22 protein-coding genes are annotated in these 19,461 nt (G+C 55.6%); 14 read left to right on the plus strand and 8 right to left on the minus strand.

Annotation, left to right across the window (positions count from 1 at the left end; translation table 11 throughout):
- The first annotated feature begins 44 nt into the window (after nt 1-44).
- The 5 genes from GG681_RS11690 (at nt 45) to GG681_RS11710 (ending at nt 5,339) form a co-directional block, all read left to right on the plus strand.
- Nucleotides 45-1,154, plus strand: a complete 1,110-nt coding sequence (locus GG681_RS11690) for an aminodeoxychorismate synthase component I (RefSeq protein WP_153548185.1) — start codon at nt 45-47, stop codon at nt 1,152-1,154.
- The gene (locus GG681_RS11695; protein WP_153548186.1) at nt 1,124-1,804 is read left to right on the plus strand and encodes an aminotransferase class IV family protein; all 681 of its coding nucleotides are present in this window, start codon (nt 1,124-1,126) and stop codon (nt 1,802-1,804) included. The genes GG681_RS11690 and GG681_RS11695 overlap by 31 nt, the downstream gene beginning before the upstream one ends.
- A gap of 153 nt (nt 1,805-1,957) precedes the next feature.
- Nucleotides 1,958-2,599 carry a CPBP family intramembrane glutamic endopeptidase gene (locus GG681_RS11700; protein ID WP_153548187.1) on the plus strand — a complete coding sequence of 214 codons (642 nt, stop codon included), beginning with the start codon at nt 1,958-1,960 and terminating at the stop codon, nt 2,597-2,599.
- Between the two features lie 99 nt (nt 2,600-2,698).
- A complete protein-coding gene (gene aspS / locus GG681_RS11705) occupies nt 2,699-4,495 on the plus strand; it encodes an aspartate--tRNA ligase (RefSeq protein WP_153548188.1) in 1,797 nt (598 codons plus the stop codon).
- A 160-nt stretch (nt 4,496-4,655) separates the two neighbouring features.
- Nucleotides 4,656-5,339 (plus strand): hypothetical protein, encoded by a 684-nt coding sequence (locus tag GG681_RS11710; protein WP_153548189.1) that lies wholly within the window; start codon nt 4,656-4,658, stop codon nt 5,337-5,339.
- A gap of 176 nt (nt 5,340-5,515) precedes the next feature.
- Here GG681_RS11710 and GG681_RS11715 read toward each other — a convergent pair whose 3' ends face one another.
- A complete protein-coding gene (locus GG681_RS11715; RefSeq protein ID WP_153548190.1) occupies nt 5,516-6,235 on the minus strand; it encodes a response regulator in 720 nt (239 codons plus the stop codon).
- Nucleotides 6,236-6,426: 191 nt separating this feature from the next.
- Here GG681_RS11715 and mce point away from each other — a divergent pair, with 191 nt between their 5' ends.
- Both mce and GG681_RS11725 read left to right on the plus strand, forming a co-directional pair.
- Nucleotides 6,427-6,831, plus strand: coding sequence for a methylmalonyl-CoA epimerase (gene mce, locus GG681_RS11720; protein WP_153548191.1), 405 nt, complete (start codon nt 6,427-6,429; stop codon nt 6,829-6,831).
- A 63-nt stretch (nt 6,832-6,894) separates the two neighbouring features.
- Nucleotides 6,895-7,152, plus strand: a complete 258-nt coding sequence (locus GG681_RS11725; RefSeq protein ID WP_153548192.1) for a DUF1467 family protein — start codon at nt 6,895-6,897, stop codon at nt 7,150-7,152.
- A gap of 36 nt (nt 7,153-7,188) precedes the next feature.
- Here the strand turns inward: GG681_RS11725 and GG681_RS11730 are convergent, their stop codons facing one another.
- A complete protein-coding gene (locus GG681_RS11730; protein WP_153548193.1) occupies nt 7,189-7,896 on the minus strand; it encodes an EI24 domain-containing protein in 708 nt (235 codons plus the stop codon).
- Nucleotides 7,897-7,926: 30 nt separating this feature from the next.
- Nucleotides 7,927-8,505 (minus strand): nitroreductase family protein, encoded by a 579-nt coding sequence (locus GG681_RS11735; protein ID WP_153548194.1) that lies wholly within the window; start codon nt 8,503-8,505, stop codon nt 7,927-7,929.
- A gap of 173 nt (nt 8,506-8,678) precedes the next feature.
- On the opposite strand from GG681_RS11735, the gene GG681_RS11740 reads away from it, so the two are divergent.
- A complete protein-coding gene (locus GG681_RS11740) occupies nt 8,679-8,951 on the plus strand; it encodes a DUF167 domain-containing protein (RefSeq protein ID WP_153548195.1) in 273 nt (90 codons plus the stop codon).
- 34 nt (nt 8,952-8,985) lie between these two features.
- Here the strand turns inward: GG681_RS11740 and GG681_RS11745 are convergent, their stop codons facing one another.
- Complete coding sequence (locus GG681_RS11745) at nt 8,986-9,219, minus strand: hypothetical protein (RefSeq protein ID WP_153548196.1); 234 nt, start codon at nt 9,217-9,219, stop codon at nt 8,986-8,988.
- Nucleotides 9,220-9,368: 149 nt separating this feature from the next.
- Here GG681_RS11745 and GG681_RS11750 point away from each other — a divergent pair, with 149 nt between their 5' ends.
- The 4 genes from GG681_RS11750 to GG681_RS17910 all read left to right on the plus strand — a co-directional run bounded on the left by GG681_RS11750 (nt 9,369) and on the right by GG681_RS17910 (nt 11,248).
- Entirely contained in the window at nt 9,369-10,070 is a 702-nt protein-coding gene (locus GG681_RS11750) for a M48 family metalloprotease (protein WP_153548197.1), read from the plus strand.
- Nucleotides 10,067-10,450: a YigZ family protein gene (locus GG681_RS11755; RefSeq protein WP_328593363.1), complete on the plus strand. Its 384-nt coding sequence runs from the start codon at nt 10,067-10,069 to the stop codon at nt 10,448-10,450. Before GG681_RS11750 ends, GG681_RS11755 begins: the two co-directional genes overlap by 4 nt.
- Before the next feature lie 144 nt (nt 10,451-10,594).
- Nucleotides 10,595-10,894 (plus strand): DUF6455 family protein, encoded by a 300-nt coding sequence (locus GG681_RS11760; RefSeq protein ID WP_153548198.1) that lies wholly within the window; start codon nt 10,595-10,597, stop codon nt 10,892-10,894.
- Nucleotides 10,895-11,248 (plus strand): DUF6455 family protein, encoded by a 354-nt coding sequence (locus tag GG681_RS17910; protein WP_235899908.1) that lies wholly within the window; start codon nt 10,895-10,897, stop codon nt 11,246-11,248.
- 85 nt (nt 11,249-11,333) lie between these two features.
- Here GG681_RS17910 and rimO read toward each other — a convergent pair whose 3' ends face one another.
- Nucleotides 11,334-12,740, minus strand: coding sequence for a 30S ribosomal protein S12 methylthiotransferase RimO (rimO, locus tag GG681_RS11770; protein WP_153548200.1), 1,407 nt, complete (start codon nt 12,738-12,740; stop codon nt 11,334-11,336).
- A gap of 649 nt (nt 12,741-13,389) precedes the next feature.
- Here rimO and GG681_RS11775 point away from each other — a divergent pair.
- Nucleotides 13,390-13,992, plus strand: a complete 603-nt coding sequence (locus tag GG681_RS11775) for a VPLPA-CTERM sorting domain-containing protein (RefSeq protein ID WP_235899910.1) — start codon at nt 13,390-13,392, stop codon at nt 13,990-13,992.
- A 168-nt stretch (nt 13,993-14,160) separates the two neighbouring features.
- Nucleotides 14,161-16,062, plus strand: a complete 1,902-nt coding sequence (locus GG681_RS11780; protein ID WP_153548201.1) for an AsmA family protein — start codon at nt 14,161-14,163, stop codon at nt 16,060-16,062.
- Nucleotides 16,063-16,202: 140 nt separating this feature from the next.
- Here GG681_RS11780 and kdsA read toward each other — a convergent pair whose 3' ends face one another.
- From kdsA to GG681_RS11795, 3 genes are read right to left on the minus strand one after another with little or no spacing between them, the layout of a single operon-like run.
- Nucleotides 16,203-17,036, minus strand: a complete 834-nt coding sequence (gene kdsA / locus GG681_RS11785) for a 3-deoxy-8-phosphooctulonate synthase (protein WP_153548202.1) — start codon at nt 17,034-17,036, stop codon at nt 16,203-16,205.
- 3 nt (nt 17,037-17,039) lie between these two features.
- Entirely contained in the window at nt 17,040-18,662 is a 1,623-nt protein-coding gene (locus GG681_RS11790) for a capsule biosynthesis protein (protein ID WP_153548203.1), read from the minus strand.
- Nucleotides 18,640-19,299, minus strand: a complete 660-nt coding sequence (locus tag GG681_RS11795; protein WP_153548204.1) for an ABC transporter ATP-binding protein — start codon at nt 19,297-19,299, stop codon at nt 18,640-18,642. Before GG681_RS11795 ends, GG681_RS11790 begins: the two co-directional genes overlap by 23 nt.
- Nucleotides 19,300-19,461: the final 162 nt, after the last annotated feature.

Consider the following 19,461-nt stretch of genomic DNA (forward strand, 5'->3'; position numbering starts at 1 on the left):
TGAGAAATACACTATATCGCGTTGCTATGACACAGAGTTGCGACATGAAGCTGCGTTTTGATTGTGGTCCCCTGGGGGATGGAAGCCTGTTTTGCGGGCCTCAAACGGTGTTGAGCGCCTGGAATGGCGATGAGGTTGCAGATGTATTTGCAGCTGTTCAGGCCGCGCGCGAAGCGGGGGCCTGGGTTGCGGGTTATGCAAGCTATGAGTTGGGCTATGTGCTTGAGCCACGTCTGGCACAGTATCTGCCAGCCGAGCGCGCGCTGCCGCTGTTGCGCTTTGGGATCTATGATGCACCGCGCGCGCCCGAGGCCTTGGCGCCGGGCGCAGCCGGGCTAAAGCAGCTGACGCCGCGTTGGAGCGAAGACCGCTACGCCAAGGCGTTTGCGGTGGTGAATGAAAACATTGGCCGGGGTGATTTCTATCAGGCCAATTTGACCTATCCCATTGATGCAAAGGTGCAAGGCAGTGCGGCCGCGCTATATGCTGCATTGGTTCAGGCGCAACCTGTGGGTCACGGGGTATTTGTGGAGCAGTCCGACCTGCCGGATCTGTTGTCGCGCTCGCCAGAGCTGTTTTTCCGCATCAGCGCGGATGGCACCATTGAAACCCGCCCAATGAAAGGCACCCAGCCGCGCAGTGCTGACCCCGAAGAGGATGCGCGCCGCAAAGAGTTCCTGGCAAATGATGAGAAAAACCGCGCCGAGAACCTGATGATCGTGGATCTTTTGCGCAATGATATTTCACGCATTGCTCAGACCGGCAGCGTGCATGTGCCTGAGCTGTTCCATGTGGAAAGCTATGCAACCGTGCATCAGATGGTGTCACTGGTGCGGGCAAAGCTGCAGGCGGGAATTGGGCTTGGTGAAATCTTTGCCGCGCTTTATCCTTGTGGTTCAATCACCGGCGCGCCGAAAATTCGCGCGATGGAGGTTCTGGCAGAGCTGGAAGAAGCCCCGCGTGAGATCTATTGTGGCACCATTGGTTGGGCCGCGCCGGATGGGCGCACGGAGTTCAACGTGGCGATCCGGACTGTTCTGGTGGACGGTGAAGATGCCCGCTTTGATGTGGGGGGTGGCGTGGTCTGGGACAGCACCGCTGCGTCGGAATATGAGGAAACGCAATGGAAAGCACGGTTTGCGGCGCGGATCTGATTGAAGGCGATGCCGATTTCCATCTGATCGAGACGTTTGGGTTCGTTCCGGGGCAGGGGATTAAGCGGTTGGAGCTGCATCTCAATCGGCTAGAAGCCTCGGCACGGTATTTTGGCATTCCGTTTGAACGTGAAGCGGCGCGCGCACATCTGTCTGCTCTGACCGCTGACCTGCAGCAACGTTGCAGGCTTCAATTGGGCCCAAATGGGCATTTCGAAGTGACCACGGCGCCCATGCCAGCGGCCGCAAAAAGCTGGGCGTTTACTGTTTCAACCGACCGGTTGCAAAGCGGTGATCTGTTTTTGCAGCACAAAAGCAGCCGCCGGGCGAAATATAACGAGGCACGGGCAAACATGGTTAACGGGGTGGATGAAATCCTGTTCCTGAATGAACGTGCAGAGCTTTGCGAAGGCACCATCACCAATATTGTCATCACCACCAAATCGGGGGAGCGGCTGACGCCTGCGCGTTCTTCGGGATGTTTGCCGGGGGTTTACCGGCAAAGCCTGATCGAAAGCGGGCAGGTTCAGGAAGCGGTGTTGCATATGGGGGATCTTGCCGGTGCACGGGCGGTGCATCTGGTGAACAGCCTGCGCGGTGAAACCCTGGGGCAATGGAGCGATGAGTTCCAGGTGGCGGCGCAAAGGTAGGTCGCGCCCAAAGGGCCATCTTTACATATCCGAGTTAGAATATTTGTTACTTCTGCGGGCTAGGCAGTGGATGAGCCAGCAGACAATAATAGATATTGAAACGCGCGGCGCGGGATGCGCCCCGGATATGGTAGAAAGAGCAGGGCAGGACATATGAGCGTCAAGCAGAGGCTGTGGCTGGAATTTGGGCTATTCTACATGATGTCGCCCCTGCTGATCGCGGTGTTTTTGCCGCCAACCCAGATGTTTCCCGCGCTTTTTGCCTTTACCGGGCTTGGGCTTTTGCTGCTTGCGCTGACACCAAGGTTTCACTGGCGCAGGCTGCTGGATGGGGCGCGCAATTGGCATTGGCGTGAATTTCTGGGTTTTACCCTGATCTGCATTCTTGGCTTCACCTTTATCATCCAACTGTTGCGGCCCGAGGCTGCGTTCTTATTGGTGAAAGAGCGGCCGGAACTACTGGGCATTATCTGGCTGTTTTACCCGCTGGTGTCGGCGTTGCCGCAGGAGCTGTTGTTTCGGGTACTGTTCTTTCGCCGCTACCGCGCGATCCTTCCCAGCGGGGAGCAGGCCAATCTGCTGAATGCTTTTGTCTTCTCCTTCGCCCATCTGATGTATTGGAGCTGGGTGGTCGCCGTGATCACATTTATCGGCAGTTTCGTGTTTTCCCACGCCTACCGCACCCGTGGCTCATTTCTCTATGCGGTGCTGTTGCATGCCATTGCGGGAAATCTGCTTTTTACCGTGGGAATGGGGGCCTATTTCTATTCCGGCAACGTGGTGCGGCCATTTTGATGCGATAAGCAGGGGATCGCGCGCCATGCTCCCTTGACTTTACCGCTCAGGCGCGCTTTCTCACCGCGACCATAGATGCCGTCCAGAGGGATGATAAAGATGCACGCATATCGCAGCCATACCTGCGCCGATTTGAACAAATCCCATGTGGGAGAGACCGTCCGCCTGGCGGGTTGGGTCCATCGGATCCGAGATCACGGCGGGGTGCTGTTTATCGATTTGCGCGATCACTACGGTATCACCCAGGTGCTGTGTGACCCGGACAGCCCGGTATTCAACGAGGTGGAAAAAGTCCGCTCTGAATGGTGTATCCGTATCGACGGCACCGTAAAAGCACGTGACGAGAGCCTGGTAAACGACAAGCTGCCCACCGGTGAAATCGAAGTTTTTGTTCGCGACCTCGAAGTGCTGGGCTCTTCTGAAGAGCTGCCGCTGATGGTTTTTGGCGAACAAGAATACCCGGAAGAGACCCGTCTGCGCTATCGTTACCTCGACCTGCGTCGCGACAAGATGCAGCAAAACATGCTGCTGCGCGCCAATATGGTCCAGTCGATCCGCAAACGTATGTGGGACAAGGGGTTCAACGAATATCAAACCCCGATCATTACCGCGTCTTCCCCGGAAGGGGCGCGTGACTTCCTGGTGCCTTCCCGTTTGCACCCGGGCAAATTCTACGCCCTGCCACAGGCGCCGCAGCAGTTCAAACAGCTGATGATGGTGTCGGGCTTTGACAAATACTTCCAGATCGCGCCGTGTTTCCGCGATGAAGACCCGCGTGCCGATCGCTCGCCCACCGATTTCTACCAGCTCGACATGGAAATGTCCTTTGTCACCCAGCAGGATGTGTTTGATACCATCGCGCCGGTGATTGCGGGCGTGTTTGAAGAATTCGGCAAGGGCCGCAAGGTGGACGCTGCCGAGGACTGGCCGCAGATTTCCTATAAGGATGCGGCAAAATGGTATGGCTCTGACAAGCCGGACCTGCGCAACCCGATCAAGATGCAGGATTGTTCCGAGCATTTCCGCGGCTCTGGCTTTGCCATTTTTGCCAAGCTTCTGGAGCAGGAAGGTACTGAGATCCGCGCAATCCCCGCACCCAAAGGTGGTTCGCGCAAATTCTGTGACCGGATGAACAAATTTGCACAGCAAGAAGGTCTGCCTGGCATGGGCTATATCTTCTGGCGCGATCAGGGCAACGGTATGGAAGCCGCTGGCCCGCTGGCGAAAAACATCGGCCCCGAGCGTACCGAGGCGATCCGCCAGCAGTTGGGTCTTGAGGTTGGCGATGCGGCCTTCTTCCTGGGTGGTAAACCCAAGGCGTTTGAATCCATCGCGGGCCGGGCCCGAAATGTGATTTGGGAAGAAACCCCCAAAGCAGCTGAAGACGAAAACTGGCGCGACCGCTTTGCCTTTGCCTGGATCGTTGACTTCCCGATCTATGAACAGGACGAAGAAAGCGGCAAGATCGATTTTGAACACAATCCGTTCTCCATGCCGCAAGGTGGGATGGCAGCGCTCGAAGGCAACCCGCTGGATGTGCGCGGCAACCAGTATGATCTGGCGTGTAACGGCTATGAGCTTGTGTCGGGTGCGATCCGGAACCACCGCCCGGAAATCATGTTCAAAGCCTTTGAAATCGCAGGCTACGGCAAGGACGAAGTTGAAAAACGCTTTGGCGGCATGGTTAACGCTTTCCAATATGGCGCACCGCCCCACGGTGGTTGTGCGGCAGGGATCGACCGGATGGTGATGCTCTTGGCGGATGAAGCCAACATTCGCGAAGTGATCATGTTCCCAATGAACCAGCGCGCCGAAGATCTGATGATGTCAGCCCCGTCGGAACCCTTGGCTGAGCAGCTGATGGAGCTGAACCTACGGGTGATCCCGCAAGACTAAGGCGCGGATCCGTATGAGTTTTCAAAAACGGGCTGCCAGTTTGGCGGCCCGTTTTTTACTGTTCGGGCATTTGGGGTAAATTCTCTGTCATGTGTGCAACTCTGGCTTGATCGTGCCGAAGGCATCTCTAGCGTTCTCGAAAAATGCCAATTTTTGCTGAATGACTTTGAAACATTTCTTTGTTCTCACCGTGGTTTTGTTCTGGCTCTCTGGATGGGTGTCGGTTGACCACGGGTATGCATTTCCGATTGCGTTGCCCGCGCTGGCGGTGCTGGTTCAATTGGGCGCGAGCCGAGTAGCACACCGCCGCTGGCCCGAGCTGCTTTTGAACCTATGTTCGGTGCTTTTGCTGCTGAAAACGATTTTATTCGTTCTGCTTGGTCTCGTTTTTAAAATCGAAGCAGGGCTTGAAGTCTGGTTGTTTCTGGACGTGGGTGCCCTTGCCTATGTTCGGCTACTGGTTGGGATCTTGCGCGCCCAACATGGGCAGGGAAGCCGCACAGTGGTTTATGCGGCTATCCTTGGGAGCTTGGCCATATGGTCTTGGCTTTCGGCCTTTGCGCTCAACGCCCATCGCGGAGTTGATTTGGAAGGGCGCATGAGCTGCATCCTCAAGCCGATTGGCTTTGAATACAGCGAGGAGTTGGATTCCCTCTGGGATATGCGCCTGCCAATTCTAGCGTCCTTTTGGAACAGCACAGTAGATGATTTTGAACTTTTTCATGCGGTATTATTTGTGCCCGGTGGCACGCCTGAACACTACAATTGGTCAAAACGTCATCTGCGGTTTGAGCCAATAGATCCCGCCAATCAGGATGCATTTCTCCCGCAAGCCTGCCCTTAAAGAGTGGGCGAGAGAACGCATCCGCTACAGATCTCTGTAGCCGTGCTGAAAGGGTTTGTGGCACACCGTGTTAGCGCTGCGTTTTTGTGCGCTGCACCTGGCGTGCGGACAGGCGGGATTGTACCGCCAGTACAATCACCAGCGTTAAGGAGCCAACAAGGATTGTTTCCACCATCTCAGATCGCAGCGCGCCCCTGAAGGCGGTCCTGCACAAGGCTTGATATGGTTGCGGTTGCTGTGTCAATCGGCTGGCCATTTGCCCGCGCGGCAGCAAGGCCGGTTGCCGCATCTGCAAGTGGTTCGTCACCAATGCTGCGGGCAACCCCGCCAACAAACTGCGCGACATATTCGATGTTTCCGACATCACCCCCTTCTTTCAGAATGTCGGCGGCATGGGCCAGATCATCCTGAAGCGCCATCAAGTCAGGCTCGATCACTTCATCTGACAGCGCGATGGGGCGGCGGCTCTGCCAGTCTTCCGGCAGCAGGCGTAGAATGGCACCCTGAAATTCACCAAGAGTAGAGATCGGTTTTTGCAAGAACCCATCAGCACCCGCATTCATCGCTTCATCCTCGCGGCCAAGATCGCCGGAGGTGCCCAGGATCACACCCACACGCGGGCTGGTTTCTGCAATTTCAGCAATCAGATCCACACCACTGCCATCCGGCAGCCCAAGATCTACAATCGCAACAGAAGGACGGTATGCTTTTAGGTGGCGGCGGGCTGATTTCAGACAATCCGCGCGGCGAATGCGTGCCCCGCTTCGCAAACATAAAAGGCGCATCGCCTCGCAGGCAAAGCGGCTATCTTCAACAACCAAGATGGTCAGTCCCAGCAACGGTCGACGGGTGGTCGACATACGGCGGGCGGCGGCAAACAGTTCCGAATCGTCCATAGTGTTACATGCTCCTGATCGAATGTGATCTGACCTGAGGCTAGGGAAACGAGGCTAATTAGAGGTTAACCGCAGACGCATTTGCGCGAGCAAGGCGATGGTGGCGCAAACGGGCGTGGTGTCACTCTTGCCTTGCTGCGGTGCGGCGCGCATAAGGATTTCAATCCAAATACATCAGGAGGAGGGAAGCGATGATTGGACGTTTGAACCATGTGGCGATTGCCGTACCGGATCTTGAGGCGGCCTCTGCGCAATACCGCGAGACATTGGGAGCCAAGGTCAACCCACCGCAGGACGAGCCGGATCACGGCGTGACTGTGGTGTTTATTGAACTGCCAAACACCAAGATCGAACTGCTGTACCCGCTGGGTGAGAACTCTCCGATCAACGGTTTTCTGGAAAAGAACCCAGCTGGCGGCATTCACCACATTTGTTATGAGGTCGAAGATATTTTGGCAGCCCGTGACCACCTGAAAGCGCAGGGCGCACGGGTGCTTGGCTCTGGCGAACCCAAGATCGGCGCACATGGCAAGCCGGTTCTGTTTCTGCACCCCAAGGATTTCAACGGCTGTCTGGTCGAGCTGGAAGAAGTGTGAGACACTCCTAGATCAATGCCTTGCCCCATGAGGGGCGAGGTGAGCTGAGGGGAGGAGACCCACATGGGCGTGGTTTCAGGATTGGTCCTATATGCAATCGTCTGGTTTATGACTTTCTTTGTGGTCTTGCCCTTTCGGGTTGAGACACAGGGGGATTGCGGCGAGATTGTACCCGGCACCCATGCGGGCGCGCCGGAAAAACATCATCTGAAAAAGAAGGCTTGGATCACCACAGGGATTGCTGCGGTGCTATGGGCAATTTTTGCAGCGATTATTCTGACCGGCGCAATCTCGGTCGAGAAACTTTATCTGCTGAACTAAAGAAAAGGGGCCGATTGGCCCCTTTATGCTGGTGTCTTACGCCGTGGCAACGGGTCGTGACATGTTCACCCGGTGAAATAAATGGGTGAATGTGGCCGCACCGAGGATCGGGATGACCAGGTTCAAGAGCGGCACTGACAAGGGCACCGCCATCAACCCGCCCGCAAGCCAGACAGTGCCTGCATGTTTTGCGCGTAATTTGCGCGCGGCCTCCATGCCAATGCGGCGCGCCGCCACCAGCGTGAAATATTCCCGTCCAAGCAAGAACCCATTCAGCGCCCAAAAGATAAAGGGCGCTGCCGGGGTGAAGATCAAATACAGGATCAACGCCAGCGCGTTGGCCACGATCAGGACACCCAGAAAGCTAAAGGTATCTTTCAGCGCCGTCATAAAGGGCACCGAATTTGCCTGGGGCAGATAAGGGTAGTGGCGATCTTCGACCGCCTGCGCCACGTCTTCCAGAAACATTGAGGTGATTGCAGAGGCCACCGGCACCATCAGCACCGTGGACAGCAGCATCATGATCAGGAGCGATCCCCAGGAAAGGATATCATCAACCCAGGTGACCGTGCCCAAAAGCGGCAGGTTGGTTTCAGGCCCTACCAACAGATTGAGCCCGGTATAAAAGAGCCCGTAAATCCCCATCAGCAGCGCAATGGTGAGCCCAAGACCTTTGAGCAGGACATGGCGAAATCGGGGGTCTCCGACCTGTGCCAAAGCTTTAAAAAACGCATCCAAAATCATGACTAATTTCCGCTTGTGCCGCCAGGCGGCTTATTCTGAAATCCAGCTGGTGATCTGATCCAACTGGGGGCGTGGGCGTTCCGGGGGGCGTTTGCTCTCGGTGCCAAGGTGGACGATGCCCACCACGCGCTCATGGGATTCTGTGCCAAAGGCTTCGGTGCAGAACTGCGCTTCATGGCTGGCCCAGCCCGAAATCCAGTTTGCGCCCCAGCCAGAGGCAAGCGCGGCATTGACCAGCGAAAGACAGGCGCCTGCGGCCGCATATGTTTGCTCGATTGCGGGGACTTTGGCAGACGGTTTTTGCACCTCAACCACCACAACGGCCAGATGGCTCATCTCAAACTGGCTGCGGCCTTTTTCGATCTCGGCATCGGTTTTGCCCAGACGTTTGCCTGCGGTTTCCACCAGATCCGCCAGACGCACCATCGCGGGCTTTTGCACCACAACAAAGCGCCAAGGCACAATCGCACCATGGTCGGGGGTACGGCTGGCTGCGGTCAGGATGGTGTCCAGCTCATCGCGGTTGGGAACCGGTTCCTGCAGCGTCTTCGCCGGGCGCGACCGACGGCTGAGTAGGAATTCAAGGGCGGCGTCATTGCGGGTGCTCATATGTGAAACCTTTTTACATGGGCGCTGCTTATGTCGGAGTTGGGGCAGCAAATTTCAAGGTGTTTTTGCCGGGCAGTGCGAGGCGCATCTGTCAAAAGCTTGAGGATGAGCGCGGGCTTGGTGTAGGCGAACCTATCGGCGCTGAGGTGGACACACAAGGTAAGGGGCAGACAATGGGACGACCCAAGCAAAAACAGCTCCCGGATTTGAGCGCGCGTGCGGTTTCGGGCGCAGAAATTGCGGTACGTGTCACGCCTAAGGCGGCCCGCAATGGGATCGTTGTTGCTGACAATACGATCAAGGTGATGGTCACGGCTGCGCCGGAAAACGGCAAGGCCACTGAGGCGGTGCGGTCGCTGCTGGCAAAGGCGCTAGGCATCGCGCCCTCACATCTGGAGCTGGTGCGCGGCGCAACTGCGCGCGACAAGCTGTTTCGCGTGCTTTAAGCCGGATGGCGCGGGCGCGGCCGAACTGGTAAGATCAGTCCGGCACCAGCCGATAGATGCCCTCGGGCAGGTCGAGCGCCGCTGCCAGATCGCGCACCTGGGCATGGCTGAGCGTCAGGCGCAGGATCTTATCAGAGGTGGGGTCAAACTGTTCGACTGTCACACATTCAGAGAAGGCGTTTACGACAACATCTTCCTGTAGGGGCGTGCTGCCTTCGTCCACCAGAGTGACAACCGTCGCGTCGAATTCGTGTTCGATGGTAAACATATATCCAGCTTGCCAGCTCTTTTTGCAGCTGGCAAGGCAAAGCTATGTAACATAAATCTGTAGTTTCATGGTCATTTTATCTGCGCGGCTGAGATTGATCTTGAGCCAATCCGCACGATATCATTGTGAAAAGAAGCAAGGAAAGTTTGATGCGTCGGATCTTGATGTTGTTGGCCTTTGTCCCAGCGGCCTGCACGGTGGCACTGGACCAGAATGTACAAACTGCGCCGCCACCTGAAGCGGTTGCTGTGCGGGGTGTTTCGCTGGCTGAGTTTTCTCGGGTGCAGCGCCAGGTGGAGCCCGTGGCCGAGCGGGAATGCCGAACACGGACCTCGGGACTGGATTGTGATTTCCTTGTGCGTATCGAGCCCGATCCCAACGCTCCGCCCAACGCCTACCAAAGCCTGAACAAAAACGGCCGCCCGGTGATCACCTTTACCAAACGTATGTTGGGGCAGATCGATAATCAGGATGAGCTGGCGTTTGTAATGTCGCATGAGGCGGCGCACCATATCCGCAACCACCTGGCCCGGCAGCGTAAAAATGCGATTTCTGGCGCGATTATCCTTGGTGGCCTTGCAACGCTTGCTGGTGGGACTGCGGCGGATGTGGCCAATGCGCAGGATGTGGGCGCGGCAGTTGGTGCACGCGGATATTCCAAAGATTTTGAGCTGGAAGCGGATGAGCTGGGCACCATTATCACCCATCGCGCAGGTTATAAGCCCAGCGTTGGGGTGCAGTTCTTCTACCGTTTGCCAGATCCCGGTGACCGCTTTCTTGGCAGCCACCCGCCCAACCCAGAGCGGATCAAAGTGGTGAATGCAACCATCCGCCGGAATGGGCTCCAGTGACGGGCACCGCAGGCGAAGGTCTGGTGCGGCTTGGGGTGATATTGACCGACCGAGGCTCCAAATACGCGGTGAGCGGAGCGCCTGTGCGCAGCCGCTCTGATGTGGATCAGGTGCTTGCTGAGCTGAAGGCAGAGCGCTCTTACGCCAAGGCTACCCATAATACCTGGGCCGCTTGCCTGCCAAGCGGCGGGTTAAAGGCGGATGACGGTGAAAGCGGCGCGGGCATGGTGATCTTGCGGATGATGGAGCGGGACGAGCTCAAAGATCACGTGATTATTGTCACCCGTTGGTATGGCGGAAAAAAGCTGGGCGGAGACCGATTTCGCCGGGTTCAGGACGCAACCCGCGCTTATCTTGAACAGCTCGACCCCCAAGCCTGAGCGATTACATAGGAAATGTATCGATACACTTTATGCGGTAAGGTGTATTGGATATTTTTGTTTTAGTTGATCCAAATCAAACTGGTACCTGTGAAATATCTTATACTGCGCCTCCGTTATGTATGTTTTGAGAAGGAGGCTTAGATGGCGGATTCTACGCAGTTAAGGCACCATGCTCGTTTGTTTGACCATATGGGCAAGGCCTTGGGTTTGGACTTGCAGGAAGAGGCCATTGCAGGGCGTTTGCAATTTGAAGAGATCGCCGAGGGTGTTTTGCGCTGCGCACGTTGTAGTGCGCCGGGGGCCTGTCAGCGCTGGTTGGCACAGCGAGAAGCCGGTGAGGCCGGTTCCGATGGAACCGCTGAGGCCATGCAGGGCCTCCAAGCACCAGAATATTGCCGCAATGCGGACTTGTTTTCATATTTGCAGCAGGTTTCTCAGTAAATGCCTGAAAAATATAAAGAATATAGAGGTGTCTCCGCAGGTGGGAACCTCTATCGCCACATCTGGTTGTCTGGTCAGGTGGCGCAATCTATTGGGGTTAGTCTGCGGGATGCCTTGCGCAGCGGCAGGTTGGACCCGCGGCGCTACTCTGAAATCATCTCGCGGTGTCAGAACAATGCATGCGATAAAGCTTGCGCATTACACATGTCAGTGCTGCGCGATGGGCAGCAGGAAAACGTACAAGATTTCTGCGCCAATCAGCAATTGTTTGAAGCGCTCAGGGTCACCGATGAGGATCATGCGGCGGTCGCCGCGCGTGAAAATCTGCCAGCGGATACCCAGCGAGAGGCATAATCTCGCTGGGTTTTCTTTTTGCCCCGATTTAAAAGTAAGTGTGGATTTCAATAAAGTTAACTTAGTATCCACACTTACAAGTTGTTTAGCGTCGGATCTGTCCCCATAGATCATAATCGCTGGCTTCATCCACTTCGACAGTCACCAGATCCCCCACCGACAAAGCATCAGTGCCTTCATCGATGAAAAGATTGCCGTCGATTTCTGGTGCATCTGCTTTGGTGCGGCAGGTGGCGATGCCATCTGCGTCGATGTCATCCACAATCACCTGGCAGGTGCTGCCCACTTTAGTCGTGAGCTTGGCTGCGGAAATGGCCTGTGCCTTTTCCATGAACCGTTCCCAGCGCTCTTCTTTGATCGCCTCTGGCACGTGATCCGGCAGATCATTGGAGCGGGCGCCATCAACATTTTCATACTTAAAACAACCAACCCGGTCCAACTGGGCTTCGTCCAGCCAATCCAATAGGTGCTGGAACTCAGCCTCTGTTTCGCCCGGATAGCCTACAATAAAGGTAGAGCGCAGGGTGATATCGGGGCAGGTGGCGCGCCAAGCCTGAATTTCATCCAGTGTTTTGGCTGCTGCTGCTGGGCGGGCCATACGGCGCAAAACATCCGGGTGGGCGTGCTGAAACGGAATGTCTAGGTAAGGCAGCAGCGCCAGATCAGGATCTGCCATCAATGGGATCAATTCGCGCACATGCGGGTAAGGGTAGACATAATGCATCCGCACCCAAAGCTCATCTGCGGGGGCAAGACGTCCCAGTTCGCGCGCCAGATCCTGGATATGGCTGCGCACATCTTCGCCTTTCCAGGGGTGGGTGGAGTATTTGCGATCCAGGCCATAGGCAGATGTGTCCTGGCTGATCACCATGATTTCACGCACGCCCGCTTCGACCAGTTTTTCCGCCTCGCGCAGCACCGCATGTACCGGGCGCGACGCCAGCTTGCCGCGCATATCGGGAATGATGCAGAATTTGCACTTGTGATTGCAGCCCTCGGAGATCTTGAGGTAGCTGAAATGGCGCGGGGTCAGTTTCACCCCTGTTGCGGGCAGCAGATCGACAAAGGGATCCGGGGCAGGCGGCACCGCATCGTGTACAGCATCCAGCACCTGCTCATATTGATGCGGCCCGGTCACCGCGTGAATGCGCGGGTGATGTTCGCGAATATAGTCTGGCTCTGCCCCGAGGCAGCCGGTCACGATGACCTTGCCATTTTCCTTGAGCGCTTCGCCAATTGCATCCAGGCTTTCCGCCTTAGCGCTGTCGAGAAAGCCGCAGGTGTTGACAATCACCGCATCCGCCCCGGCATAGTCCGGTGAGATCCCGTAGCCCTCTGCGCGCAGTCGCGTCAGGATGCGCTCGCTGTCCACCAGCGCTTTGGGGCATCCCAGCGAGACCATGCCAAGCGTGGGCTGGTCTGAGCGTGGTGTCTCTGCAAGCGTGGGTTTGGGGGCGAGGTCGGGGCGTAGATCTGGCGGATTGCTGGTCATGCCGGGCGTATAATACGCAGAGTGCCCATGTGAAAAGGATCTTTGTGCCGGTGAGAGCCTTCCCAGGGGCTATCGTTGAACGAATACTGCCTCACAGAACCAGACCAACACGGGCATATCAGCTGTGTTGGCGTGTGTTTGCGTCGCTTCGCGGCCACCACAAAGAGATCGATTCCATTGCTCGGCGCATTAAATTGGCTTTCCAACGGTGGAGTAGAGAAGATTTCTTGAGAAAGTCCTCACTTGTCGTGATGGAAACAATGTTTTTCTTGTGTGGAAATTTTGTGACAAGGCAAACTGGGCAAAACAGAGCGTGATCTTGTTCTTCGTACTTTGGTGAATGAGTTAAGTCGCGGTTTTTGAAGAGCTAATTTATTCGTTAACTAATTTATTGTTTCTCGAGATATCTTATTTTTCGTGATTTCAGATGGGAGTTGGCTTTCACGAGAACGCGAAGTTAACGTGCTAAACTTTTGTGTGAAACTACTTAAAGTGTGAGATGTTAACACTTTGATTAATAATATTTTAACCAATATTTTTCTATACCTTGCGCCGAAATGATGTTCGTAGCGCCATAACTGTTTCCGTAAATTTAAACGTTTGCGGCCCGTCCTGAGGTTGTCTATTGTGGCAGAAGTAGGGCGAAAACTTGTCAGAGGATCGCTCGCGAATTGCGAAAAGAAGTAATGAGGGTTTTATGATTAGCCAATTGAAACGAGCCGGTATCATTGCCGCACTGATTTCGCTGCCCTTCGCGGCGAATGCAGCAACGATCTCCGGTCAGGTAGATATCGCAGGCGCGGTAAATATCCCAGGTTCTACCTTTAACGCAGGCGGCAATGCCGACTTGACCGATACAGGTACCGTTATTCTCTCGAACGGCGATTTTGCTGGACACGTGAGCTTCGGCGACACCGCGACCTTGTTCGATATCGACTTCACCAGCCCATCCACAATCTGGGAAGTTGGCGGTTTCTCTTTTGTTGCCAGCGTATTTGACGCATTCCAAGATGGCACCGTAAAAGCCTTTACCGCTTTGGGTGTGATTTCCGGCAACGGTTTCGACGCCACGAACGGTACTCTGTCGTTCACTGCACAGCTGAACGGTGGCGCAGTAGATGTGTCCTTCTCAACCACAAGCAGCGCAGTTGACTCCGCACCGGCACCAGTGCCTGTACCGGCTGCTGGCCCACTGCTTTTGCTTGGCCTTGGTGGCCTGGCTGCTGCGCGCCGCAAAAAGCGCAAAGCCTAAGCTGAATTTGAGCCAGGCCGTCACATAGGTTGGCCTTGCTTGAGCAGATCATGAATTGACCGCGCCTTGGTATAGCTACAAGGCGCGGTTTTTTTATTTGTTTTCTCGTTGCGCATTGTCAGCACCCAGAGAGCTTCCTAATCTGTGCACGCATTACAGGAGGCCTCTATGCGATTGATCATTCGGCTTATTTCGGCAGTCTTTGTGGCGATTGCGTTAGGGTTGGGCGTGGTTCTGTTGTTGCCGGGCGAGAAAATCGCCGCTCTAGCAGCAGAACAGTTGGAAAAACAGACCGGACGCACGCTGACTTTTTCTGGACCCGTGCGTTTAACCTTTTGGCCAACCTTGGGAATGAAGGCAGATGGGGTGAGCCTTGCCAATGCCGAATGGGGCAACAACCAGCCCTTATTGCGGGCCGAGCGCCTGACAATTGGTTTGGCGGCAGCTGATCTCTTGCGCGGTAATGTAAAAGTCACCGAAGTCTCCGCCGTTTTGCCACATCTTAACCTCCAAACCCGCGCCGATGGGGTTGGCAATTGGGTGTTCGATCAAGGTGGATCTGCTGCTGCATCGTCTGGTGAAAGCTCGGATACAGCTGTCTCGGTTGATAAATTGCTGCTGACAGGGGCAAGCCTGCGCTATGCGGCGCATGGGGCAGAGGTGGTCGAGATGAAGCAAATTGATCTCATGGCCCATTGGCCTGACCCCCAAGGCACCGCGCAAATTGATCTTACTCTGCGCCCTGAAGGCAAGCCTGTACGTCTTCAGGGAGAGATCGGAACATTTGCGCAGTTCCTGCAGGGCGGTGTTGCTTCGGTCGGGTTGTCTGTGGATATGCCGGGGGCAAAGGCCCGTTTTGATGGCAATGCGGATCTGGCCGGGGATGCCAAAGGACGCCTGACAATTGATGCCCAATCGCCGCAAGAAGCCTCAGCGGCCGTTGGCATTGATCTTCCTTTGGCAGGTACCGCGCTTTTTGCTGGTGATATCACCTATACGTCTGACAAAAAGCTGAGCGTGCGCGACATGGATCTGACCGCACTGGATAATCAACTTAGCGGTGCACTTGATCTCGATCTCGCAGCCAAAGTGCCGCAATTGAACCTGCGTCTCAAAGCTGGTGATCTCAAGCTGCCCGATGTTGCCGGGGAAACTTCGGGTGGGGAGGTGAAAGACAATAGTGGCTGGTCAAAAGACCCCATTGATGCCTCTGCACTTTCGCTTGTGAACGGCAAGATTGCCCTGGGCTTTAACAGCCTGCGTGCGGGCGATGTCCAACTGGGCGCATCCTCAGTGTTGCTGAGCATTGATCGCGCCCGGGCGGTGTTGGAAATGCTGCCTGTTCAGGCCTTTGGCGGCACCATTCAGGGCCAGCTTGTCGCCAACAATCGCAATGGGCTCTCGGTGGGGGGCGCGCTTGGTTTTAACGGCGTCCATCTGGAAAAGGCCCTGGGTCAGACGGCTGATTTTGATCGTCTGAACGGTGAACTGCTTGGTGAATTGGATTTCCTGGGCGTTGGCAACTCGATGGATGCCATTATGAAAACGCTCTCGGGCAAGGGCTGGTTTGAGGTTGGGAAAGGGTTCTACACCGGGTTTGATCTTGAGGCTTTGATGCGCTCTGGTGGTGGCAATGGCGGCAGCACTGTGTTTGACGCGCTATCGGCAAGCTTTACGATGCAGGATGGGGTGCTGAATAGCACGGATCTGCTCGCCAGCGTTAAGGGGGCTAAGGTGACTGGTGTGGGTAATGTGGACCTCGGTGAGCAGAGACTGGATTTCCTGTTCAAGCCAGAGCTTTCTGCCCAGGATGGGTTGACCATTCCGGTCAAAGTGGCAGGCCCCTGGGATGATCCTAAAATTCGCCCTGACCTGGATGCAGCGATTAAGCCAAAGCTGAAAGAAGTGGAAACCAAGGTCAAAGATCAAGCCAAGGAAAAGCTGCGCGAGAAGCTCAGCGAAGAGCTAAACACTGAGGTTGCGCCTGAGCGGGATCTGAACGAAGTTCTGAAAGACCGTATCGAACAAGAAGCCAAAGATCAGTTGCTGAAATTCCTAGGCGGCAATTGATGCAGCGCGACATCCAATTGTTTGATGTTGCGCCCTGCTGCGGGCCAAAAAAGGCGCAACAGGGCTTTTGAAAACCAAAGCGCCCGCCGAAGGCGGGCGCGTGAGTCGTCTGCCGCAGGCAGGCGAAATCCTTATCGCTTTTAGATCACAACCGGTTTGGCTTTGGCAATCTGGTCAAACTGCATCAGGGTCTGTACCAGCTCTGCCATCTGATCAAGATAGATCATATTGGGCCCATCGCAGGGCGCATTGTCCGGGTCTTCATGGGTTTCCATAAAGATTGCAGCAACGCCAATTGCTGCTGCGGCCCGTGCCATCACCGGCGCAAATTCACGCTGTCCACCAGAGGATCCGCCACGGCCACCGGGTTGTTGCACCGAATGGGTGGCATCCATCACCACGGGATAGCCGGTTTGCGCCATGATTGGCAGCGACCGCATATCCGCAACCAGCGTATTATAGCCAAAAGATGCGCCGCGTTCGGTCAGCATGATCTTGTCATTGCCGGTGCTCTGGATCTTGGTGGTGATGTTTTCCATTTCCCACGGGGCGAGAAACTGCCCTTTTTTCACGTTGATCACCGCACCAGAATTACCTGCAGCCAACAGCATATCGGTCTGGCGGCACAAAAACGCGGGGATCTGCAGAATGTCAGCCGCGTCAGCCGCCAGCGCACATTGCGCTTCGGTATGCACATCGGTCAGCACTGGAACGCCAAATTCCTTGCGGATGCCATCAAGCACCTTGAGCCCCTGATCAATGCCAATGCCGCGCTTGCCCGAGAGCGATGTGCGGTTTGCCTTGTCGTACGAGGCCTTGAACACATATTGCGCGCCCGCTTTGGCGCAGGCTTCTTTCATCGTGCCTGCGATCATCTGCGCGTGGTCTGCGCTTTCCAACTGGCAGGGGCCAGCAATAATGGTCAGCGGCTGGTCATTGCCAATGGTGATGTCGGCGATATCGATATGTTTCATAGCTTATGATGAGACCTGTTCTCGGAGAATGGATGCTGTTAGCGAGCACATCAGATAAATACCGGAAAAGATCAAGAAGGCCAAAACTGTATTTTCGAATTTGCGCGGATAGGATGGGGTTTCGCTGGGAACCGGCTCAACCGATGTGGTCAGGTAACGAACCTGGCGGTTGGCCTCAAGCCGGGTGGTGTCCACCTGTTGTAATGCGGATTGCAGGATCAGATCGCGGGTGGCAAGATCTGCTTGTGCCATCTGGATCTGAACCCGGATATTGGCCAGTGAATTTTCGCCCTGTGATGCATCGACCATACGCGCATTCAGCTGCGTAATCACACGTTCAAGACGGCGGATATCTCCTTCTACGCCCGCAACTTTTGCCTTATTGGGGCGGCTGTTGTCTTGTAGCGCAGCCAGCTCCAGCTGCTTTTCCTGCAATTGCACTTCAAAGGTGGAAATCTGCGATCTGAGGGAGGCAATTACCCCTTCTGGATCCAGCACCGAGCCCTGTTGTTGCAACAACACAAGCTGCTCTTGCGCGGCGCGTCGTTTGGCTTCGGCATCTGCAAGAGTGAATTCTGCATCGGCCATCTGGTCCGCACGTTTTTGCTGGGACAGGTTGTTTACACGCTCTTGCGCATAGCCGATCAGCCTGCGCGAAAATTCGCTTGCGACCTCGGGATCAGCGGCAGAAACCTCCATCCGGACCGTGCCTTCGGTGGGATCATAGCCAATTTTGACGTTGCGCGCGTAGATTTTATAGGCGTCTTCATTGGAGGCCGCGGGATCCAGACGCTGTAGTGGGTCGATCCAATCCTGGGTGAAGTGCGCCTTAAAACCACTTTCGCGATCCAGCCGCAGCATCGCCTCTTTGGATTCCAGATAGCTCTGTACTGCAATCGAATCCTGACTGGTGGCAAATTGGGTGCCGCTCAAAAGGCCGCCAACCGCGCCAGAGGCGCTGTCAGCCTGAAGCACCAGAAACTCTGATTTTGACGAATACATCGGCGTCGCCATCACGCTGTAATAATAGCCTGCGATCGCTGTGGGTATAAACACAAAGAAGCTGAGCCGCCCCAGCAACAGGCCAAGCCGACGACGTCTGCGGCGCGCGATGTCGCGCTGAATTTCTAGAATTTCACGGTTGCGCCGCTCGGCGGGGCTCATCTCGGTTGAGGGCAGGGTGGTCTTTGACGCGGGCACGGTCTGCGGCAGTTGCACACTGCCGGGCGCTTTGGGAACACCATCGGGCTGCGCTTCGTTTCTGGCCACCACCAGTTCAAGCATGTTGGAATGTTTGAACGGATCGATACCTTTGCGGCGCAGCAGCCGCACCGCGTCAAAATCGGAGCTTGGATCCAGCCCATGTTTCTGCGCAAGGCGGCGCGCCATGCGCAGTTGGCGACCGGTCAGACCTTCTTTGCGGATGTCGTCGATATCCGTATTCATGCTGCCGTCACGGCCTGTGGTCGCGGGTTTGGCAGCTGACTGGCTGGTCGGGGTCTGCGGCGCAGCAGAAGGGCGCGCCTGCGGTTGTGGCGGCGCAATGGGCTTGGGCGTCTCACCGCGGGCCTCGGTTTTGGCAGAGCGGCGGATGCGAAATTTTTTAGCCTTGGGTTTCATAGTCATAGAGCTGCTTCGCTTCTTCCAAGGTGTCAAACATATAAAGCTGGCCGTCCAGCAATACGGCGGCGGTGCGCGCAAATTTTTCAAGCGTCTTCGCTTGGTGTGACACGATCACAATGGTTGTTGTTTTCAGCCGCTCTTCCAGGATGGATCCGGCCTTCTTGTTGAATTCCACATCTGTCGTGCTCGGCATGCCTTCGTCGATCAGGTATATATCGAATTCCAGCGCCAGCATCAGCGAAAAGTTAAACCTTGCCCGCATCCCTGAGGAATAAGTGCCTAAGGGCTGATCAAAATATTCACCAAGACCACACAGCCAGCGGCAATAGGCTTCGATGTAGTCAGGATCCAACCCGTAGAGTTTGGCGATGTAACGCGCGTTCTCCATCGCTGAAAGCCGACTGACAACGCCGCCCATAAAACCCAGCGGAAACGACACCCGACAGGAACGGCGGATGCTGCCCTCATCGGGTTTTTCAAGCCCCGCCATCATGTTGATCAATGTGGTTTTGCCGGTGCCATTGGGGGCCAGGATGCCAATGGAGTTGCCGAGTTCAACGCGAAAAGACACGCGATCAAGGATGACCTTGCGCTGCGTGCCGGTCCAGAAGGACTTGCTTACGTTTTCAAACTCCAGCATCACTCATTCCGGTACTGCTCTAACTGCCCCGCTTACGGGTGCTGTTCTGGGGCGTCTGAGCACTGTCCAATTGGGGTTAGAACAAAGTGTACTCTGAGACGGTTAACCAATTATATGACGACTTTGTTTTTATTATGTCTCATCGTTTCGTAAAGCTGTAGG

Source organism: Tritonibacter aquimaris (genome assembly GCF_009617595.1).
Classification (GTDB): domain Bacteria; phylum Pseudomonadota; class Alphaproteobacteria; order Rhodobacterales; family Rhodobacteraceae; genus Epibacterium; species Epibacterium aquimaris.

Bases quoted from the DNA above. Each gene is read 5' to 3' on its own strand.
- GG681_RS17910 (WP_235899908.1), top strand. From the start codon at position 10,895: ATGCCTGAAAAATATAAAGAATATAGAGGTGTCTCCGCAGGTGGGAAC.
- GG681_RS11690 (WP_153548185.1), top strand. From the start codon at position 45: ATGAAGCTGCGTTTTGATTGTGGTCCCCTGGGGGATGGAAGCCTGTTT.
- GG681_RS11780 (WP_153548201.1), top strand. From the start codon at position 14,161: ATGCGATTGATCATTCGGCTTATTTCGGCAGTCTTTGTGGCGATTGCG.
- GG681_RS11710 (WP_153548189.1), top strand. From the start codon at position 4,656: ATGACTTTGAAACATTTCTTTGTTCTCACCGTGGTTTTGTTCTGGCTC.
- kdsA (WP_153548202.1), bottom strand. From the start codon at position 17,036: ATGAAACATATCGATATCGCCGACATCACCATTGGCAATGACCAGCCG.
- GG681_RS11730 (WP_153548193.1), bottom strand. From the start codon at position 7,896: ATGATTTTGGATGCGTTTTTTAAAGCTTTGGCACAGGTCGGAGACCCC.
- mce (WP_153548191.1), top strand. From the start codon at position 6,427: ATGATTGGACGTTTGAACCATGTGGCGATTGCCGTACCGGATCTTGAG.
- GG681_RS11715 (WP_153548190.1), bottom strand. From the start codon at position 6,235: ATGGACGATTCGGAACTGTTTGCCGCCGCCCGCCGTATGTCGACCACC.
- GG681_RS11695 (WP_153548186.1), top strand. From the start codon at position 1,124: ATGGAAAGCACGGTTTGCGGCGCGGATCTGATTGAAGGCGATGCCGAT.
- GG681_RS11735 (WP_153548194.1), bottom strand. From the start codon at position 8,505: ATGAGCACCCGCAATGACGCCGCCCTTGAATTCCTACTCAGCCGTCGG.
- GG681_RS11760 (WP_153548198.1), top strand. From the start codon at position 10,595: ATGGCGGATTCTACGCAGTTAAGGCACCATGCTCGTTTGTTTGACCAT.
- GG681_RS11740 (WP_153548195.1), top strand. From the start codon at position 8,679: ATGGGACGACCCAAGCAAAAACAGCTCCCGGATTTGAGCGCGCGTGCG.
- GG681_RS11745 (WP_153548196.1), bottom strand. From the start codon at position 9,219: ATGTTTACCATCGAACACGAATTCGACGCGACGGTTGTCACTCTGGTG.
- GG681_RS11700 (WP_153548187.1), top strand. From the start codon at position 1,958: ATGAGCGTCAAGCAGAGGCTGTGGCTGGAATTTGGGCTATTCTACATG.
- aspS (WP_153548188.1), top strand. From the start codon at position 2,699: ATGCACGCATATCGCAGCCATACCTGCGCCGATTTGAACAAATCCCAT.
- GG681_RS11795 (WP_153548204.1), bottom strand. From the start codon at position 19,299: ATGCTGGAGTTTGAAAACGTAAGCAAGTCCTTCTGGACCGGCACGCAG.
- GG681_RS11725 (WP_153548192.1), top strand. From the start codon at position 6,895: ATGGGCGTGGTTTCAGGATTGGTCCTATATGCAATCGTCTGGTTTATG.
- GG681_RS11750 (WP_153548197.1), top strand. From the start codon at position 9,369: ATGCGTCGGATCTTGATGTTGTTGGCCTTTGTCCCAGCGGCCTGCACG.
- rimO (WP_153548200.1), bottom strand. From the start codon at position 12,740: ATGACCAGCAATCCGCCAGATCTACGCCCCGACCTCGCCCCCAAACCC.
- GG681_RS11790 (WP_153548203.1), bottom strand. From the start codon at position 18,662: ATGACTATGAAACCCAAGGCTAAAAAATTTCGCATCCGCCGCTCTGCC.